The sequence below is a fragment of the Tenacibaculum sp. E3R01 genome, assembly GCF_003318185.1.
Lineage (GTDB): Bacteria > Bacteroidota > Bacteroidia > Flavobacteriales > Flavobacteriaceae > Polaribacter > Polaribacter halocynthiae.
Genome location: NZ_QOCC01000012.1, coordinates 99,171 through 118,745 on the forward strand (window position 1 = coordinate 99,171; position 19,575 = coordinate 118,745).

The 19,575-nt window shown below is 31.4% G+C and carries 10 protein-coding genes; 3 read left to right on the forward strand and 7 right to left on the reverse strand.

Going from position 1 to position 19,575, the window contains the following annotated elements; genetic code table 11:
- Positions 1-11 precede the first annotated feature (11 nt).
- A complete protein-coding gene (locus tag DS884_RS01965) occupies positions 12-8,759 on the forward strand; it encodes a LamG-like jellyroll fold domain-containing protein (RefSeq protein WP_113785574.1) in 8,748 nt (2,915 codons plus the stop codon).
- Between the two features lie 329 nt (positions 8,760-9,088).
- Here the strand turns inward: DS884_RS01965 and DS884_RS01970 are convergent, their stop codons facing one another.
- From DS884_RS01970 to DS884_RS01980, 3 genes are all read right to left on the reverse strand, one after another.
- Positions 9,089-9,331: a DUF1456 family protein gene (locus tag DS884_RS01970; protein ID WP_093870487.1), complete on the reverse strand. Its 243-nt coding sequence runs from the start codon at positions 9,329-9,331 to the stop codon at positions 9,089-9,091.
- Positions 9,332-9,350: 19 nt separating this feature from the next.
- Positions 9,351-9,977: a YqaA family protein gene (locus DS884_RS01975; protein WP_093870488.1), complete on the reverse strand. Its 627-nt coding sequence runs from the start codon at positions 9,975-9,977 to the stop codon at positions 9,351-9,353.
- A 78-nt stretch (positions 9,978-10,055) separates the two neighbouring features.
- Positions 10,056-11,612 carry an NAD(P)/FAD-dependent oxidoreductase gene (locus DS884_RS01980; protein ID WP_093870489.1) on the reverse strand — a complete coding sequence of 519 codons (1,557 nt, stop codon included), beginning with the start codon at positions 11,610-11,612 and terminating at the stop codon, positions 10,056-10,058.
- Positions 11,613-11,677: 65 nt separating this feature from the next.
- Between DS884_RS01980 and DS884_RS01985 the strand changes: the two genes are divergently transcribed.
- Complete coding sequence (locus DS884_RS01985; RefSeq protein ID WP_113785575.1) at positions 11,678-13,057, forward strand: short-chain fatty acid transporter; 1,380 nt, start codon at positions 11,678-11,680, stop codon at positions 13,055-13,057.
- Between the two features lie 26 nt (positions 13,058-13,083).
- Positions 13,084-13,725 carry a leucyl/phenylalanyl-tRNA--protein transferase gene (aat, locus tag DS884_RS01990; RefSeq protein ID WP_113785576.1) on the forward strand — a complete coding sequence of 214 codons (642 nt, stop codon included), beginning with the start codon at positions 13,084-13,086 and terminating at the stop codon, positions 13,723-13,725.
- Between the two features lies 1 nt (position 13,726).
- Here aat and DS884_RS01995 read toward each other — a convergent pair whose 3' ends face one another.
- The 4 genes from DS884_RS01995 to DS884_RS02010 form a co-directional block, all read right to left on the reverse strand.
- Positions 13,727-14,215, reverse strand: coding sequence for a hypothetical protein (locus DS884_RS01995; protein ID WP_113785577.1), 489 nt, complete (start codon positions 14,213-14,215; stop codon positions 13,727-13,729).
- A 53-nt stretch (positions 14,216-14,268) separates the two neighbouring features.
- Complete coding sequence (locus tag DS884_RS02000) at positions 14,269-15,573, reverse strand: DEAD/DEAH box helicase (RefSeq protein WP_113785578.1); 1,305 nt, start codon at positions 15,571-15,573, stop codon at positions 14,269-14,271.
- Positions 15,574-15,769: 196 nt separating this feature from the next.
- Positions 15,770-17,584, reverse strand: coding sequence for a Xaa-Pro dipeptidyl-peptidase (locus tag DS884_RS02005; RefSeq protein ID WP_113785579.1), 1,815 nt, complete (start codon positions 17,582-17,584; stop codon positions 15,770-15,772).
- Between the two features lie 11 nt (positions 17,585-17,595).
- Complete coding sequence (locus DS884_RS02010; RefSeq protein WP_113785580.1) at positions 17,596-19,524, reverse strand: CocE/NonD family hydrolase; 1,929 nt, start codon at positions 19,522-19,524, stop codon at positions 17,596-17,598.
- Positions 19,525-19,575: the final 51 nt, after the last annotated feature.

Here is a 19,575-nt window from a genome sequence, read left to right on the forward strand (position 1 = left end):
CATATTATAGAATGCAAAAAATAAAAATAAATAAAAGACATAAACTACTTAGGTTATTGTTAGTAGTTTTATTGAGTCCTTTAGGATTATTGCAAGCACAAGATAGTGAGTTATCTGTATTGCATGTACAAAGTCATGGGAAATATGAACGAATATTTACACCTCAAACCAATATAAAAGAGTTATTACAAGCAGGAAGTAACAAACAAGCAACAGTTGAGTTTTGGGCAAAGCACAATACAGCGGGAAGTACAAATGGTGCGCCTGTTTATTGGGGAGTAACTAACTTTGAAGGTGGAAATGCTAAATTTTCTTTAGATGTTTCTTCAAATGAAGTGTCTTTATCAATAGGAGGTAAAGAAATAAAAAGCAGTTTGTTGTTGAACGAACAGTTGTTTAAAAATAGCTGGCATCATTTTGCAATTACCTTTGATGCTAATGTGAATGAAGTTAGAGGTTATATAGATGGTCAAGAAAAATTATTTATAAAAAACTCTAATTTCGATATTGAAGATTTGTACCTGATAAGTGATGCAAAAACAGACTTGTTTCTAGCGGAATACAGGGCTTGGTCAGCAAAAAAGAGTAAAGAACAAATTCAATTAGAACAATACCGAAGTTTTTACCAAGAGAGTAAGAATAGATTATCGGAGTTAAAAAACAATGGATTACAAACATTGTATACAAACGATATAGTTTCTAATGAAGATGTTTTTGGAGGAAAAGTGATGGTAACCACTTCTTGGAAGAATTTATTATATGAACATTTTCCAAATGATAATTTGGTAAAAGAAGCCTCTTTTGTAAGTGCATATAAAAATACTGGAATAGCTACAGTTAGCTCAAAACTTAAACATCCTATTTTAAGCCTGGATAAAATTATTGTGAAGGCAAGTGATGGAGATGGTAGTAGTCATACCTTATTGTCTGGTGCGAATGGGGTTGTTGTAAGTTGGTTACATGCAAAAGATATGGATGAATACCAAGTACTAAGGAGGAATATTCGTGCAGGTACAACCAGTACGGTAATTCATACAGAGCGTAATGTAAGTAGTAAGCAGCCCTCAGATGAAATAATATATGTCGACAGAGGAGTATTACCTAATGAGCTATATGAGTATACCATTCAAGCAAAAAAACAAGGTGCAGATGCCTTAGTAGGTAAAGATGATGGTTTTGTGTTACCAAATGGTAAGGTAAACGGAACCATTGAAACCTCTTCTAAGGTAGCAACAAAGTTTGCAAAAGTAGAAGCGAAAGCAACTGTAAATCCAGGAGGAGCTTTACATATAGAAAAAGATGCAATACCTATTTTTATTAGAAATATAGAAGCTTTTAGAAATGATAAAAATCAAGCCACTTTTGAGTTTTGGTATAAAACACGAGTAATAGGTACAGAAACTAACAAAATTCTAAAAATAGGAAATGCCGAGTTAGAAATGGCTAAGAATACTATTGTTGTAAAGTTGGCTGGTAAAGAATATGTAAAAGGAATAAGAACTTCTGATACGCAATGGCATCATTATGTATTTACTTTTGGATCAAAGGGTGGAAAGTTATTTGAAGATGGAAATTTAATAGAAAATGCTAGCACTTCAAATTTGTTCAATATTGATTTAAGAGGAACAAATTCTTTTTGCTTAAGTGCAGTTACTAAGACAGGATATTATTTAGATGAGGTACGTTTTTGGAATGTAGCAAAAACATCAGTAGAGGTAGCGAATTATGCAAAGCATATTGTAGGAGGTAATGAAACTAATTTATTTGCCTATTACCGTTTTGACTTTAATGATCCTCATAAAGCATATAATTTTTCTTCAAGGAAAAAGGGAGAATATATTGCTGAAAGTAAAGGTGTTTTAAAACATTTAACTGCGAACGAGCAACCTAAAATAAGTTATGCTACTTTTACCAATGAAACAGGTAATTATGAATTTACATCATTAAGTACAGGGGTTCAGGGAATAACTAATAATGATAATAAATTTGAATATACCATTGAACCTACAAAACCTCGATTTGAGTTTTTGCCAAAAACAAAACAGGTAGGAGTACCTAGGAGATTAAATGGAGCAGAAGTAACCAATGTAAACTTCACAGATGTTTCAAGTTTACCTATTACGGGAGTTATAGAATATAATTTAGGAGGTGAAAATAAGTTTCCTGTAATTCAAGGAACTTCATTATTCATAGATGGGAAGCCAATTCAAAGTAATGAAGACGCTAAAGTTACTACAGATAATACAGGGACCTATGCTATCAAAGCTGCTCCTGGAAAACATATCATTACGCCTAATCCTAGACCAAATTTAAAAAATGAAGATCGTTTAAATGAAGGGAGCTTAGGTTTTGACGGAAAAACTGGATATGCAGAGTCAAAAAGTTTTGTGACTAATGAAGGAAAAAGTTTTACTTGGTCAGGATTTGTAAATCCTCATGTAAAACTAGGGAATAAAGACGAAATACCTGCCATTCAAACTATTCTAGATTGGGGAGACTTAAGTTTAAAATTAGTGAACAACAATGTTTTAAAAATTTATATTCAGGAGCAAGAAAAGTTATCTGAAACAATAAAAAGTAGCTTAAAAGGTCAATTTGTTTTTTGGGCGATAACTTTTGATAGTGAGTCGAATACATTAAGTTTATTTTTAGATACAACTAAGAAAACAACGGCATTAAATTCTTTTAACACGAATGATGTAGTAATTTTAGGGAAAGATACCAAACAAGGTAAAAATGTTAACTTTTCTAGAGCGAAATTAGATTTGTTAGAGTATCGAAAGGGAGCACTTTCTCAATCAGATATTGCAAAGGTTAAAGATGCTAAAATAATAAATAATGATGCTAACTTATTAGAATTATCTTACACTTTTAATCAAAAATACAGTACTAGAGCTGTTAATATGGTTGAAAAAAATGAGAATAATAACTATTTACAATTAAAAGGTAATTGTCGTTTTGATAATAACAATATTAAACAATATTCGAGAGAAGTAGTTTATGCTTATAAAGCAACGAATACAAGATTAAACCCCAAAGGAAATAGTTATGAGGTAGTAATAGAGGAACCTTTACAAAATGTGAATTTTGAGAATATAACTAGGCATAGTTTTATTGGTACCATTGTAGTTCCATGTAACAATAATGTGGGGGCATGGACAGGTAAAGTTATACGTACAGATGTAGAGCACCCTAGATTTGAAAAAACAATTAGTAATGCTAACTTTAATAGTGATAATACTATTTTTACTGTAAATGATCTGGTACCTGGGAGGTATAGAGTTGAGATTACGAATGAAGGGTCAAATAGGAAATTACTAAGTCCGGTAATCGATTTGCGACGTGGTAATGTAGTATATGATTTTCAATATAGAAATGAGCTTCAAATCGAACTTGAAATGTATAAAGTTAAAGATGTGGCAGGAGTAGCTTTAACACCTAAATTGGCTGAAAAATATGTAGGAGATAAAATAGAACCAAGTTGTGACGGAAAGTATATTTTGAAGAGTAGCGATCCATTTAAAATGGTAGTTAAAGTTTTTGAGAGCTATGGTGCTAATAAATGCTTAGTGGAAGATGCAATAGTTACTTTAGGAGGAGATGCTCTTTTTTCAAATAAAAACTTAGTTATTAATAAACGTGCTAGTATTAAAAACTTTTTTGCGAAAACTTCTCAACCTAATTATGTAGGTGATCATACAAGAAACTTTTTAATATCTGCTAAACTTAATGATAGAAATGCTTCATTTACTCAAAAAGTAATCATTACAGGTGCCAGTCAAGAGAATTCTGATTTTACGTTGATAAATCCTCAAGTGGGATATGTATTACATGATCCACCAGGAGACAACAGTTTTGCAACCTTAGGAAAAGGAGCTAGTTATACGGTTTCAATGTCTACTGACGAAACAGTTAATCTTAATATTGATAATTCAATTGGTGGAGTTGAAGTAATAGAAACAGAATTCTTAGCAGGTGTTGTAACAGGTGTTGGAGCAGCTACTATAACGGCTACAGGTGTACGTGTTTTTAATGCGAATTCAGAGCATACAATAGATATTAATGGAGAGTTTGAACATATAACACATAATGGTAATGAAACAACAGTAGTTTTAGATAAAGAAATTTCTACGCCATCAGATCCAACTTATGTAGGGGAAGATGCAGATGTATTTATTGGTTTGTCTAGAATAGTTTCTTTTGGAACAGGGAAAGTACTTGAAATGAATGGTTGTACTCCAGTGGTGAAAAGTTCTGGTAAAGTTGCAAAGCCAACAGGTTTTGTCCCTTTTGCTTATACAAAGCAAAGCTTGGGAGATAATGTAATTCCTAATTTATATCGATTGGCAATTGCAAAGTCAGATAAGAATAATAATGTTGTTTCTCCTCCTAAAGATAGAAATCATTTAGATTTAAAAGGAACACTAGAGGAGCTGTTGAAGAATAATCCAGCGGACAATAACGACAAGGAAATTACAAAGTATCTCAATGAAATTAAGGGTTGGGAGAAGATTATAAAAAATAATCATGAGAAGCTTACTTCGAATTCTTTTAAAAATGCTCCGGGGTTCAGTTCTACTACGGAAAATTTAACGAATGGAAATACTCCAGGACAGAATGGAGTAGGTCTAAACCCAGCTGTTTTAGATAGACGAATTACTTTTGATGCTTTAACATCTGTTAGTTATACGTTAACTAGAGCTAAAAACATAAATAAAGGAGACTCTAATGGAGGTGGAGCTTCTCTTGGTTCTTCTTTCGATGTAGAAATTGGAACTGTAAAATGGGTTAATCAGTCGTCAATACGTAGTACTAGGACAGACTCTGAATCTACAGATAAAGAAAATAGTAGAATCGATAGTTTTACTTTTAACGACGATGATGCAGGAGATCAATTTGATGTGTCTATAAGAAGAGACCCGCAATATGATACTCCAATGTTTTTAACCAATGGAGGTAGAAGTTCGTGTCCGTTTGAATCAGGAACTGTACCTAGAGAAGGAGTTGAGTTGATTGTTGATAAAGTAGTAGGTTATGGTACTGGTGATGAATCGATATTGTATAACTTAACGTTACGTAATACACAAATAGCAAAAGATGCTACTAGAAAAACCTATATCGTAGGAATGGCGGGGGCTTCAAATTCATTAGGAGCTGTGGTAAACTTAAATGAGTCACCTATTTTTGAGCCAACAACCTCTTCAAAGTTTGTGTTTGGTTTAGATCCTAGTTCACCAACTGGGGTACAACAAGAAATTAAAGCGCAATTACGTATTGCAAGAGGAACCGATGCACCTTCGGTAATTTCTTATAAGGATATAAAAATTCAGATGTATTCTGAATGTGAACAAACAGGAGATCGTTACCGTTCTTATGGAGTAGATGAATATAATGAAGTAGGTGTAAAACCTTTGTCAGAAATATTAGTTACTGCACACTTTACAGGTGCTTGTATTGAAACTATTACGTCAGATGCACCTCAAAATGACTGGGTAGTAAATGGTTCTGATCAAAAAAAGCTAGATTTTAAATTTAGAATACCAGAATTAAAAGACAAACCTGATACCGATGATTTCTCAGTAGATATAGAGTATACTATTAAAGGCAATAACATGCCAAGGATTTTGAAGAAATTAACTTTAAAAACTTTAAAGAAAAATTTAAAAAAGGATAGTGATTTTGTTGAATATAGTGCTGATGTTTCTGGTTTAACAAATGGAGAATATAATTTTAGAATTGTACCTGTGTGTGGAGATGGAGGATCTGATAATCCTAATAACCGTAAAAACCCAACTCCATTTGTAAAAGGAAAAATAGCAAGAAATGCACCTAAATTAGTGTTAACAACTCCAGATAATGGTGGGATACATACTACTGGAACTATTTCGGCTAAATTTTCAGCGCCTATTAATCCAGCTACAGTAAATTTAAATTCATTAGCAATGCGTGGTATTTTAGGAGGAATTCCTAAGCCATTAACGTCTGTGAAATTAGATAATGTTCAAGATAAGATTACGATACCGCATAATATTAAATTCAATTTAGAAGAAAAAGCAACCATTGAAATGTGGGTGAATCCATCGAAATACCCAACTTCTGGTAGTGTGCCAATTTTACAAAAAGGTAATAATTATGCGGTTTTATTAGCATCAGATGGTAAAATAGATTTAGGAAATGGGGTGAAATCATCTGTAGGATTACAATCATTTACTTGGACACATGTAGCTGTAGTTGCCGATAAAGTTAACGGTAATGTTACTATTTATTTTAATGGTAATCCTGTAGGATCTGGAAAAATATCAACGGTATTGAAAACTAATGAAGATCCTATTGTAATTGCACCAGTGGTTAATAATGATGCTTTTGTTGGTTCTTTAGATGAAATTCGTTTATGGAGGTCCTTAAGAACACCAGCACAGTTAGCAAGTAAAATGAAAAATCAATTATTAGGTAATGAAGATACTTTAGAAGCGTATTTTGTATTCAATAATAATACATTAGCTAAACAAGGTATTAATGGAAAACCAAATGAAGCGATTCAAGATTTTACTGGAAATGCTTCAGGAACAACAGCAAATAGTATTGAGTTTGTTACTAATGAAAATGCTGCACCTTTAGATCAAACAAAAACGGTAGATGATGTTCAGTTTACAACCACGATGTCTGAAAATAACACGATAATTAATTTTAATTTGAAAATTTCAGATTTAGAATTTGTGGAAGGTGCTAGGTTAACTGTTTTTGTAAAAGATAAAAAGTTAGAAGATCCATTAGGAAACAAAGTAGATAAGACTTCTTGGAGTTTTATTATTGATAGAAGTAAATTAAAATGGAGTCATAATAACATTTCTATTTCGCAAAATCAAGGAGAAGCTAAAACGATTGATTATGTAGATTTAATTAATAAAGATGGAGGTGTAGATGTAGCGTATACTTTTGAAAATTTACCAGTTTGGTTTGAAGTTAAAGCTGGAGCTAATGGAGCAAAAGGAGCTGTAAATACTATCAATGCTAGAGAAACCAATAGTAGTTTAGTATTTGAAACCAAAAGCTTTTTAAACCCTGGAGTTCACAGTGCAAACATTTACATTAAAACAAGTAATAAAGAAACAGGTGTAAAGCTTGGTGTAGAGAGTTTTAGAGTAGAGGTTGTTGTTACATGTCCAGAGCCTGTAGTTTCTCAAAGTTTTAAAAATGACTACCCATTCTCAATGGATTTTAAAGGAAATTTATTGATAGATGGTCAGAAATCTCTAGATATTAATGATGCAGTTACTGCTTATATTGGAAATACACCAAGAGGTTATGCTAGAGTAGCTAGTAATGGAATAGTAAATTTAACAGTATTTGGAAATGCAGATGAAACTAGTGCGTTAACTTTTAAAATTTGGGACGCTTCTGAATGTACAGAATATGAAGGTATTATTGAGAATTATAGTTTTGCTTTTAATACAAGTAAAGGAACAAATGCAGCTCCAGTAACTTTTACGGTAGGTAAAAAAGTAAAAAGAAGAATACCAGTTGTAAGAGGATTTCAAGAATTAAGTTTTAATCTTAAAGACAGTAAAACGTCTAACACTTTAGCACTTTCAGCGATAAAAGGCTTGCCTAATGGATCTGAAATATTAGATATTACTAATCCAACTCAAAAAGCAACAGTTGGAACCAATGGTAATTTTAAAGGAAACTTAACTGTAATCGATGTATCAAAAGCTTATCTAGTAAAAGTAGCAACAGATGCGGTTAAATATATAGAGATTGTAGGTGTGCCAGTAGATCTAAATACGAACATAACTATTATTGGAGGAAAAGTATCCAATGCTCTTCCTTTCTATCCAAATAATTTGGAACGTACTAGTTATGCTTTACGATCATTTACATCAACAAAAGTAAGTGAAGGTGATAAAATAGAGCGAAGAGGTTTATTTGCAGAATATACAACTTCTGGAGGTTGGCGTGGTAGTTTAACGCATTTAACACCAGGATTAGGATATGTTTTTAAATCTCAAAATGCAGGAGCAATTAATTATTCTGGAATTATTAAGAATGCAGTTGCAAGATCTGTAGCTAAGAATACTAAAGTTAATAATGCTTTATCAAATTCATCAAGTGAGTTAGAAGGAACACCTTCATATAAGGAGTTAGATTTGTCAATTGATCTTAATCAGTTTGCTGATTTTATGTATATCAATGGAGTACTTGAAACTGCTGATTTAGATACAAATAAAGCGTATACTATTTTAGCATTAGTTGATAATGAATTAAGAGGGGCTTCTAAAGCTGAATTTATTAACGGAAAATACCATTATTATATCGGTATTGGAAGTAATAGTGATGAAAATATTCAGTTTAAGTTATACGATGGAAATAGCGTTTTAGATTTAGAGAATACAGAAATGTTCTTTTCAAATAAAACAATAGGTACCATGAATAGTCCTTATAGCTTTACCGTAAAATCAAAAGAGGTTGAGTTAAGTAAGAATTACACATTAACATTATCTCAAAACAGACCAAACCCAATGAACGAACATACGCAAATTAGCTTTAGTACCCCTAAGGAAGTATTTGTGGATCTTAGTTTATACAATATGTTAGGTCAAAAACTTCATACTTTTGTAGCAAGAAAAGTTACAGGAAATAGAATGCATACTATAAATTGGAATGGTGTTGCACAAGGTCATAAACTGCAAAGTGGAGTTTATGTGTATGAATTAAGAGTTGAAGGTAAAAGATTACAACGTAAGTTAATTATAAAATAAATATTCTTAATTATTTATATAGAAAAGGGGGCTGTTTTACAGTCCCTTTTTTACTTTTAGGGTATAGCTTAACTAAGCTGTTTTTAGCCAAAATCACTGATTTTGTTAAAGAAATTAAGAAAAGTATAAGGGAAACGTAATTATTTGTTAATGAATTAAACAAAATCTCTAAAAATTACATTTTTTTTAACGAGAAATACGTTTTTAAAATAAAAAAACATATTTACCTTTGTAGTATCATCACTCAGTTACTAATCTGAGAGAGGAATTTTAAGGGGAAAACAAACCTTCTAGAGTACTTCTAGAAGGTTTTATTTTTATAAAAATAGTTATTTCTTTTTTGGAGGCATTGGACCTCTTAGATGTATGATAAGTCCATTTAAAAAGTTTCGTAGTATTTGATCACCACATTCCATATATTTAGGATGGTCTTCAGCTCTAAATAAAGCACCTAATTCTCCTTTAGAAACTTTAAAATCAACCAAAGCACAAATTTCAATGATATCAGTATCACGCAACTTATGTGCTACACGTAATTTTTTAAAAACGTCATTGTTAGATAATCCACCCATAAAGTATTTATATTTTTTATTAATTAACCATGCTAAAAATAGCCCAAGCGTAAATTGCAAAACGTAAAAAACGAAATAAACCAACAATTACTACATTTTTAAAAGGGTATTTAATCATACCAGCAGTTAAACAACTAATAGCAAAAGGTAATGGTAATAAGGCTCCGACTAAAATTAAAAAACCTCCCCATTTACTAGTGTTTTTAAGGTTTTTAGCCATTTTTACTTCTAAATAATTTCTTACAGAATCAATCTTTAAAGAAGCTCTTCCTATAAAGTAGGCGGCTAATCCACCAGAATAAGATAATACTGCTAAAATAGAAAGATTTAAAACAGGACTTGAAGTCTTTTTAGACCAAGCAATAAAAATTTCAGGAGGAATTAACCCTAAAATTGTTTCAGATATGAAAAAAGTAATTAATATAGCAACTCTAGAAAAAGTTTCAGTCATGGTTTGTAAACCATCATTAATATTATAAACATATTTATTAAATAATATTAAAGCAATAACTACTCCAACTATAGGGAAAAAAGCTTTTTTTAAACTTTCCCAAATAAACATATAAAAACCAGTACGATTATAATAATTATGTAATCGTTTATAATGTGGTTTATCTATTTTCTTTTTATTCTTTTTTTGGCTCATGACGTAAATAACGAACTCAGTTTTTATAAGTTGCAAAAGTACAAGGTAATTAGAGATAAATCAAAGAAATCTTGTTAATTATAAACGTGCTATTGCAGCTTCTGCACAACGCTCTCCATCCATAGCTGCAGAAATAATTCCACCAGCATATCCACCGCCTTCACCACAAGGAAATAAGCCTTCAATTTCTGGATGCTCTAAGTTTTCTTTTCGAGGTATATTAACAGGAGATGAGGTACGTGATTCAACTCCAATAATATTTGCTTCTGCTGTATAGTATCCATGCATTTTTTTACCAAAAGCGGCAAATCCTTTACGTAACTTTCCTCCAATTAATTTAGGAAGTAGAGAATGCATTGGAGATGAGTTTATTCCTGGTTGATATGAAGTTTCGTTTAAAGAGGAAGATAATCTACCTTCTACAAAATCGGTTAATCGTTGTGCTGGCGCAACTTGGCTTCTGCCACCAGCATTAAAAGCTAATTTTTCTAAATCTTTTTGATATTGAAGCCCTTTTAAAACTCCATACTTTTCGTATTTAGGTAAGTCTTTGTCAATATTTATTTCAACTACAATACCTGAGTTAGCAAATTTGTTATTTCTGCGTGAAGGAGACATTCCATTCACAACAACCTCGCCATTAGCAGTAGCTGCAGGAACAATAAATCCACCTGGGCACATACAAAATGAGTATACTCCACGGCTTCCTACTTGATGTACTAAACTATAAGCAGCAGCTGGCAATAATTCATCTCTTTGTCCAGTACAACTATATTGAATTTGATCAATTATTTCTTGTGGGTGTTCCACCCGAACTCCCATTGCAAAAGATTTTGCCTTTAATAAAATATCTTTTTTATGAAGCAATTCATAAATGTCTCTAGCAGAGTGACCTGTAGCTAAAATTACAGAATTAACGGCCATCTCAGTACCATTTTGTAATTGTATAGCTTTTAATTTATTGTTTTTTATAATAAAATCAGTAACTCTTGTTTCAAAATGAATTTCACCACCATATTTTAAAATGTTTTCACGAATATTTTGAATTATTTTAGGTAATTTATTAGTCCCAATATGAGGATGTGCATCAATTAAAATTTCTTCAGTAGCCCCGTGATAAACTAGGTTTTCAAAAATTCTACGAACATCACCACGTTTTAAACTACGCGTATATAGTTTTCCATCGGAATAAGTTCCAGCACCACCTTCACCAAAGCAATAATTGGAATCTTCATTTACTTCATGAAATTGATTAATAGCACGTAAATCTCTACGACGGTCTTGCACATTTTTACCACGTTCTAAAACTATTGGTTTATAGCCTAATTCAATACAGCGGAGAGCAGCATACATTCCAGCTGGTCCAAATCCTACTATATGCACTTCTTTTGCATTAGAAACATCTTTGTATTCAAAAATATAATCTGGAGTATCAGGAATAGACTCATTTATATATACAGCTACTTTATAATTGAAAATAGTTTCTTTTTTACGTGCATCAATAGATTTACGCAGAACTTTTACAGCTGTAATATCTGTAATTGGGATTCTTAATTTTCTAGAAGCTTTCTTTTTTAGAATATCTTCTTTTCTTTCTTCTATTAAATTAACACGTAACTGTAGTTCTTTTACCATGCTGCAAAGCTAGTTAATTTTTGATTTACACTATTTGTTTATTTTAGCAAAACAAACGTAGTTTTATGAAAGTTACTCAGGTTATTGAAAATGTGTTTAAAAAGTATTTGCCATCTCCATTTACGATAGCAATTTTATTAACGTTAATAACTATCTTTTTAGCATTAATACTTACCAAACCAATTAGCACAACTACTTTTGAATATTCACTAAACATAGTGCGTTTTTGGGAAAAAGGTATTTGGACTAACGGTTTATTGGTTTTTGCATATCAAATGATGTTAATTTTAGTGTTAGGCCATGTGTTGGTTTTAAGCACACCAGTAAGCAATTTAATTTTAAAAGTAACAAAATATTGTACTAATACTGCTACGAGTGCTGCTATAGTAAGTTGTTCTACAATGTTTATCGCTTTTTTTAATTGGGGATTAGGGTTAATTTTTGGTGCTTTATTAGCTAGAAAAGTTGCAGAGCATGCACAAAAAAATAATTTCAAATTAAATTATCCAATTATTGGAGCAGCAGGTTATGTTGGATTGATGGTTTGGCACGGAGGTATTTCTGGATCTGCGCCCATAAAAATAAACGAGAATGGGCATATAAAAAGTATAATGAAGTCTATTTCTTCAGATGAAATATTAGTACAAATACCAAATCTTATTGATTATTCACAAACAGTATTTAGTTGGTGGAACTTAGTCATCTTTTTTATGGTGGTAATTGCTGTAACTACAACTTTTTATTTTTTAGGAAAAAGAGCAACGCCTACTAAAATAAATTTACCAGAATACGGAATGGGTAAAGAAGATAAGGGAACTACCCAAGCCGAAAAATTAGATAGTTCATCGTTATTAGCTTATGCCTTTGGTATACTAATTTTGATAACTTTTTTTTATCGTTATTTTGAAGATATTAAGAGTTTGAAAATCACACCTAACCTAATCAATTTTTTTATGTTAGGTTTAGGGATAGTATTACATGGAAGTTTTAAAAAATTCACAAGTGCAGTAACTGAATCAATAAGTGATGTATCTGGTATTCTGATTCAGTTTCCTCTTTATTTTGGTATTATGGGAATAATGAAAAGTACAGGGATGGTTACTTTAATTTCTGACTTTTTTGTGTCAATTTCCACAACTACTACGTTACCAATTTTTACTTTTTTTAGCGCAGGTATAGTAAATGTTTTTGTTCCAAGTGGAGGCGGGCAATGGGTTGTACAAGGGCCTATTGTAGTTGAAAGTGCTTTGAAGTTAGGTGTTCCATTACCTAAAGCTATTATGGCGTTAGCCTATGGAGATCAAATAACCAATATGTTACAGCCTTTTTGGGCATTACCTCTATTAGGAATTACAAAGTTAAAAGCAAAAGAAATTTTACCTTATACATTAATTGCTATGGTAGTAGGAAGTTTAGTGTATTTAATAGGTTTAGTTGTATTTTAGCGGTGAAATTTAAGATGTTATAAATAATGATTTGGATTGGTGAAGAAATAAATTTTCCTCCGTATGAAGTAGCAAATGAAGATGGTGTATTAGCTTTTGGGGGTGATTTATCTGTTGAACGATTAATATACGCTTATAAAAAAGGAATCTTTCCTTGGTTTAATGAAGGTGAACCTATTGTTTGGTATGCTCCTCAAGAAAGAATGGTACTATTTCCAGAAGACGTAAAAATATCTAAATCAATGAAGCAGATTCTTCGTAAAAAAGATTTTACTATTACAGAAAACAAAGTATTTGCAGAGGTTGTATTTAATTGTAAATATATTGATAGGCATGATCAATATGGAAGTTGGATTACTGATGATATGGAGCAAGCTTACATTGAATTACATAAGAAAGGGTATGCAAAGTCTATTGAAGTATGGCATTTTGATACTTCTCAAAATAAAAACAAGCTAGTTGGTGGTTTGTATGGAGTAGATTTAGGGAATGGTGTTTTCTGTGGAGAAAGTATGTTTAGTAAAGTAAGTAATATGAGTAAAGTAGCTTTTATTCATTTAGCAAAAAACTTAGGATACAAGTTAATAGACTGCCAAGTATACAATGAGCATTTGGCTAGTTTGGGTGCCTATGAAATAGATAGAAGTGATTTTTTGAAGTATTTATAAATTATACTTCTATTTCCTTTAGTATATTTAAATTATGGATAACATAAATTCTGCCACTAAAGTCATATTTTAAGCCAAAAGGAATTGAATTGTCAGCATTCAATTCTTCAGCAATTAAGATTTTTATTTTTTTTCCATTTTCAAAAGATATCTCAATTAAAGAAGGTATAAGCTTGGCTTTATCTATATGAGATATTTTAAAATTTATAATAGACGAATTTAAAACATCAATCCATCTATTATTTGCTTCCCATGATTTAATTATATCTAAACTTAAATGTGAGTTTTTTTGATATAAACCTTTTCCAAATTCAAAAAAATCATCATCCTTCCATGCTAAATGCCACCAAAAATCATTTTGCATTTGGATATTAATTGCAAAGTCAAAAGTATCAAACCCGTCAAAATAAAATTCACCTTTATTATTGTTAACTTCACTGTAAATAATTTTCTGAATCTTTTGACCAACAATTTTTTTCGATACATCCATGAAAATTTAGTTGAAATACAGAATTAAATAGAAAGTGTTAATGATTATAATAATTACTCTTTTTTATTAGGATTGTTTCTATTCCTGTTTCTATTACGATTCCTGTTTCTATTTCTTGAAGAATTAGTTCGATTCCCACTTTCATTACCACGAGGCTTAGTGTTGTTTTTTGATCGTTGTTTTGAAGGTTTCTTAACAGACATTTCTTCAACATGATCATCTTCTTCCATAAAAGGATGCTCACCAAGTCTTGGAACTTTTTGTTTTATTAGTTTTTCTATATCTTTTAAGTATGGTCGTTCTTCTGTCATACAAAAAGATAATGAAACACCACTGGCATTTGCTCTACCTGTTCTACCAATTCGATGTACATAAGTTTCAGGTACATTAGGTAGATCGTAATTGATTACTAAAGATAAATCATCAACATCAATACCACGAGCAGCAATATCTGTAGCTATTAAAACCTTTAAAGAACCATCCTTAAAAGCTTTTAAAGCTTTTTGACGCGCCATTTGTGATTTGTTTCCATGAATAGCAGCCGATTTAATACCTGCTTGTCCAAGTTTAGTTACTACTTTATTAGCACCATGTTTAGTTCTAGAAAATACTAAAACTGATTCATTAGGTTTTTCATTTAATAAATGAATTAATAACTTAGGTTTATTCTTTTTACTAACAAAATAGACACCTTGTTCAACTTTTTCGGCAGTAGCTTGTTGAGGTTTAATAGTAACACGTTCAAACTTGCCTAGCATTTTTTTAGACAATTCAGCAATAGTTTGTGGCATGGTAGCTGAAAAGAAAAGAGATTGTCGTTTAGGGGGTAACTTAGCTATGATTTTTTTAATATCATGTATAAAGCCCATATCAAGCATTTGATCAGCTTCATCTAAAACAACATGTTTAAGATCACGAAATGTAATATGTCCAAGATCCATTAAATCTAACAAACGTCCTGGGGTAGCAACTAAAATGTCAACGCCATTACGTAAGGTTTTTATTTGTTGAGCAGGTTTTACTCCTCCAAAAATAACAGTATTTCTAAGATTAGTAAATTCACTATAAGCAGTAAAGCTTTCCCCTATTTGAATTGCTAATTCTCTAGTAGGAGCAACAACTAAAGCTTTTATTTTTCTTTTCCCTTGAGGTTTGGATACCTCTTTAGATAGGGTATTTATTATTGGTATTCCAAAAGCAGCTGTTTTTCCAGTTCCAGTTTGAGCTACACCAAGTAAATCAGTACCTTTTAATAAAATAGGTATTGCTTGTTCTTGAATAGGTGTTGGATTTGTATAGCCTTGTTTTTCAAGTGCTTTTAATAATGGAGCTTCTAGCCCTAATTTTTTAAATGTCATATAGCGTTCTAATACTGCAAAAGTACACTTATATTTTATAAGAAAGCTATTAAGTACTAAATAGTAAGAGAAGAGTTCTTTTTGGTAAAAATTTCAAGAAGATTTAGGATTAAAGCATAATTGAAAAGGGATGTAAATAACAAACTCGTAATTTGTTAGATTACGAGTTTGTTTATAAAAATATGAGATACTAAGTTTAGTAGCTCTTCTTAATTTGTTTTGTTCCACCAATAATTGGTAATGTTAGTTTAGTATCTTTTAAATCTACAGTTAGTTCTGTACCAGGTTTAGGTAATAATGTAAATTGACTATCACTAGAAAAAATCATCAGTCCTATTTGTTGTCCTTTTTTTATGATTTGATCATCTGGTTGTAAATCAAAAGTCATTTCATAAAACTTCCCTGGTTTTAATGGATTACTTTTTCTTAATGACTTATGGTTTTGTATATCTGCCCAACCACGAGTAATAATATTATCTGTTATTTTAGCATTGTTTGTGTCGTTCCAAGGTAAAGATACCAACCATATAGATAAATTTGCAGCAGGTTTACTACTTGCAATTTTTACCTTAATACTAGGAACCCCAGAAATATGAATGTCTTCTTTTAAAATAGGAGTAACATATAATAATCTATTTTTTGATTCAGATGCTTTGGCTAATTGTTTACCTGAAAAATTATAATCATCAGTTAAAGTTTCTCTTATTTTTTTTGAGTTCTTTTTTAATTTTAATTTTCCTGTTTTTGAACCGTCTTTACCTAAGTGAAAAACAACTTCTTTAGCTTCAGGATTAGGATATTCATTATAAGCTGTTGGTTCAGTTCTTTTATCATCTTCTCTAACAATCCAAGCTCTTTTATCATTTTCAACATCGTTTTTTATTCCATGTAAATAACGTGTAAACCATCTGTTCATCATTTTAATTGGAGGTGGACCTCCATGACCATTTTGATGATAGAAAATTTGAGCAGGAATCCCCATCTCTTTTGCTCTTTTATAAATTCTATAACTATGTTCAGGCATTACATTCCAGTCGTTAAAACCATGCGACATTAATAAAGCAGCCTTCATAGGTTTCATATCATTTAAATAATCACGACCAGCCCAAAAATCATTATAATCTCCAGTTACTCTATCCATGTTATTTAGCATTTCAGTATCTCTAACTGTTTTATTGTTATAAGGTCTTTTAGCTTCATCACCACTATGAATAAAGTCATATAAAACATCAATGTCTTCTCCTAAATAACCTCCAGGAGAACGAACTAAACCGTTAGATCTGTAATAGTGATAATAAGAAGTGTTTGGTGCAATTGGTATAATGGCTTCTAAGCCCTTAACACCAGTTGTGGCTGCAGCTAATGGTATTGTTCCATTATAAGAAGTACCTGTCATACCAACTTTTCCTGTTGACCAAAACGCTGTTACAGTTTCATTACCATAAGGAGTAGTGTATCCTTTTATTCTTCCACATAACCAATCTATAACGGCTTTCGGAGCTAAAGATTCGTTATCTCCACCAACAGTAGGAGCACCTTGTGATAAACCTGTTCCAGGTGAAGATGAATGTACTACAATGTATCCTCTTGGAACCCATTTTCTAATATGTGAATTAGAAATAATTGGTCTTTTTCCTCTTCTAACTACTTCTGGATGCACAGGCCTTTCTGTTTTTTCACCAAGCTCGTGTTTTACATTCCAAAAAGCACCATCTACTTCTGGAGCTACTCCAGCGAAATACGGACTAGAAACATAGATTACTGGAAGCTTTAATCCTTGCTTTTCTGTTTGATGTGGCCTTGTTACTGCTACATGCATTCTGTCTAGTTTTCCATCACCGTCAGTATCAAATTCTGTTTCTACCCATAAGTCATGACGCAACCATTTATCCGGAGAACTAAAAGCTTCAACAATTTGAGCTTCTCCGTTTTTAAATACTGGTTTTGCTTTCTCTTGAGCGTTACTGTTTATAGTTAACGCTATAGTTAATAATAAAATTAGTTTTTTCATTTTTATTGCTATTATTTTAGAACAGAAAATTCTATACTAGAATCTGTAAATACAGAATGTGTTTGTGTTTTAAAATCTTTTTTATCCGCTTTGTAAATATTATCTACATAGGTTTGAGGATTTAAATCGATTAAAGGAAACCATGTACTTTGCACCTGAATTTGAAGTTTATGTCCTTTCTTGAATGTATGAAATACATCTTGCAATTTAATATTTACTGAAGTTTTTTTGTTAGGAGTAAAAGGCTCAGGTTTAGCAAAACTGTTTCTAAAACGTCCACGCATAATTTCACTACGTACCATAAGGTGATAGTTACTTAATTTTAAATGTGTTTGCATTTCCTTATTATCATTTTTTAAATCAGAAGGATGAACATCTATAACTTTTACAATCCAATCAGCTGCTGTTCCAGTAGTAGCAACATTTAATTTAGCTAATATATCACCAGAAAGCGTAAAGTCTTCATTTAAAACATCAGTTTCAAATACTAGAACATCAGGTCTTCTAGCTGCAAATCTTTGATCATCAGTCATGTATTTACGAGGAGTGAAAACAGTTTTTATATCTTCTGAATACGGTACAGGACGTTTAATGTCACTAATAAAATTGATTTTAGAGTTTCCTTTTTTAGAAGTTGTTAATTCTTGATTTCCAGATAAGAAAAAAGTTTCTTTTTGTGAGTTTTTTGGAGGCCAAACATCGTATGATTTCCACGATTTTCTTCCTGTATCAAAGACATAAGCTTCAGGTAATCCTGAGCTTTTTGAACCATCTCCTTTTAAGAAATGATTAAAAAACTTTGTTTCTATTTTTTTTTGGAATTTTAATGAAATTGAGTCTCCAAAATAATAGTTACCTACTTTATTAGGTACTTTATTTCTTGACCATCCTCCATGATCCCAAGGACCAAACACAAGTGTGTTATAATTGTTAGGTTGATTTTTTTCTATTCCTTTATAGGTCTCTAAAGGACCATATAAATCTTCTGCATCAAACCATCCTCCAACAACCATGGTTGCTACAGTTGAAGGAACTTTATTTAAATGTTGAATAATTCCTTTGCTTTGCCATATTGAGTCGTAATTTGGGTGCTCTACAATTTCTTTCCAGAAAAAATCATCAATACGATTTTTGTTTTCAGTTGTTTTAACATCTAATTTCTCATATTGAAAATATTCGTTTAAATTTTTTAAAGGGCCTTTGTCTAAGAAAAATTGGTATTGATCTTGGGTTTTCATATTAGGAAATGAATACCAAGCAGAATCAGTTGGTTGATCTTTATAGGTTCCAAATAAAGAGATGGCTTTAAAATAACTTAATAAGAAGGCACCATTGTGGTGAAAATCATCAAAGAAAAAGTCACCGATACAAGCTTGTGGTGAAGCAGCTTTTAAAGCAGGATGCGCATTAATAGTTGAAACTGTTGAATAATGACCAGGATAAGAGATTCCCCAAGTACCTACTTTTCCGTTATTGTTATCTACATTCTTTACTAACCAATCAATCGTGTCATAAGTATCTGTAGTTTCATCCGATTGTTTTTCAGTTTTATTAGGAATAAAAGCACGCATATTATCATAAATACCTTCACTCATCCAGCGTCCACGAACATCTTGATATACAATAATATTTCCTTCTTTCATTAAGTTTAAGTTTGGTCCAATTTTGGTTCTAAACTTATCTTCTCCATAAGGTCTACAACTATAAGGAGTACGTTGAAACAGAATAGGGTATTTTTGAGTTGTATTTTTAGGTGAGTATATGGTAGTATGTAGTTTTGTACCATCTCTCATGGTAATTTTTACTTCTTTTTTTGTATAGTTATCTTTAACATACGTATCTTCTTGAGGTTTTGTAACAACTTCTTTTTCTGTTGTTTTTTTAGTGCACCCTATTGTAACAAAAAGAACTAGTAGTAATAATTTAAAGATTGCTTTCATAGTAGGTTAGTTGTTATTTAGTAAGTAAATATATAAAAATAACAGCAACCT

Excerpts from the sequence above, each read along its gene's own strand:
- DS884_RS01965 (WP_113785574.1), top strand. The coding sequence starts at position 12 with ATGCAAAAAATAAAAATAAATAAAAGACATAAACTACTTAGGTTATTG.
- DS884_RS01970 (WP_093870487.1), bottom strand. The coding sequence starts at position 9,331 with ATGGGTGGATTATCTAACAATGACGTTTTTAAAAAATTACGTGTAGCA.
- DS884_RS01975 (WP_093870488.1), bottom strand. The coding sequence starts at position 9,977 with ATGAGCCAAAAAAAGAATAAAAAGAAAATAGATAAACCACATTATAAA.
- DS884_RS01980 (WP_093870489.1), bottom strand. The coding sequence starts at position 11,612 with ATGGTAAAAGAACTACAGTTACGTGTTAATTTAATAGAAGAAAGAAAA.
- DS884_RS01985 (WP_113785575.1), top strand. The coding sequence starts at position 11,678 with ATGAAAGTTACTCAGGTTATTGAAAATGTGTTTAAAAAGTATTTGCCA.
- aat (WP_113785576.1), top strand. The coding sequence starts at position 13,084 with ATGATTTGGATTGGTGAAGAAATAAATTTTCCTCCGTATGAAGTAGCA.
- DS884_RS01995 (WP_113785577.1), bottom strand. The coding sequence starts at position 14,215 with ATGGATGTATCGAAAAAAATTGTTGGTCAAAAGATTCAGAAAATTATT.
- DS884_RS02000 (WP_113785578.1), bottom strand. The coding sequence starts at position 15,573 with ATGACATTTAAAAAATTAGGGCTAGAAGCTCCATTATTAAAAGCACTT.
- DS884_RS02005 (WP_113785579.1), bottom strand. The coding sequence starts at position 17,584 with ATGAAAAAACTAATTTTATTATTAACTATAGCGTTAACTATAAACAGT.
- DS884_RS02010 (WP_113785580.1), bottom strand. The coding sequence starts at position 19,524 with ATGAAAGCAATCTTTAAATTATTACTACTAGTTCTTTTTGTTACAATA.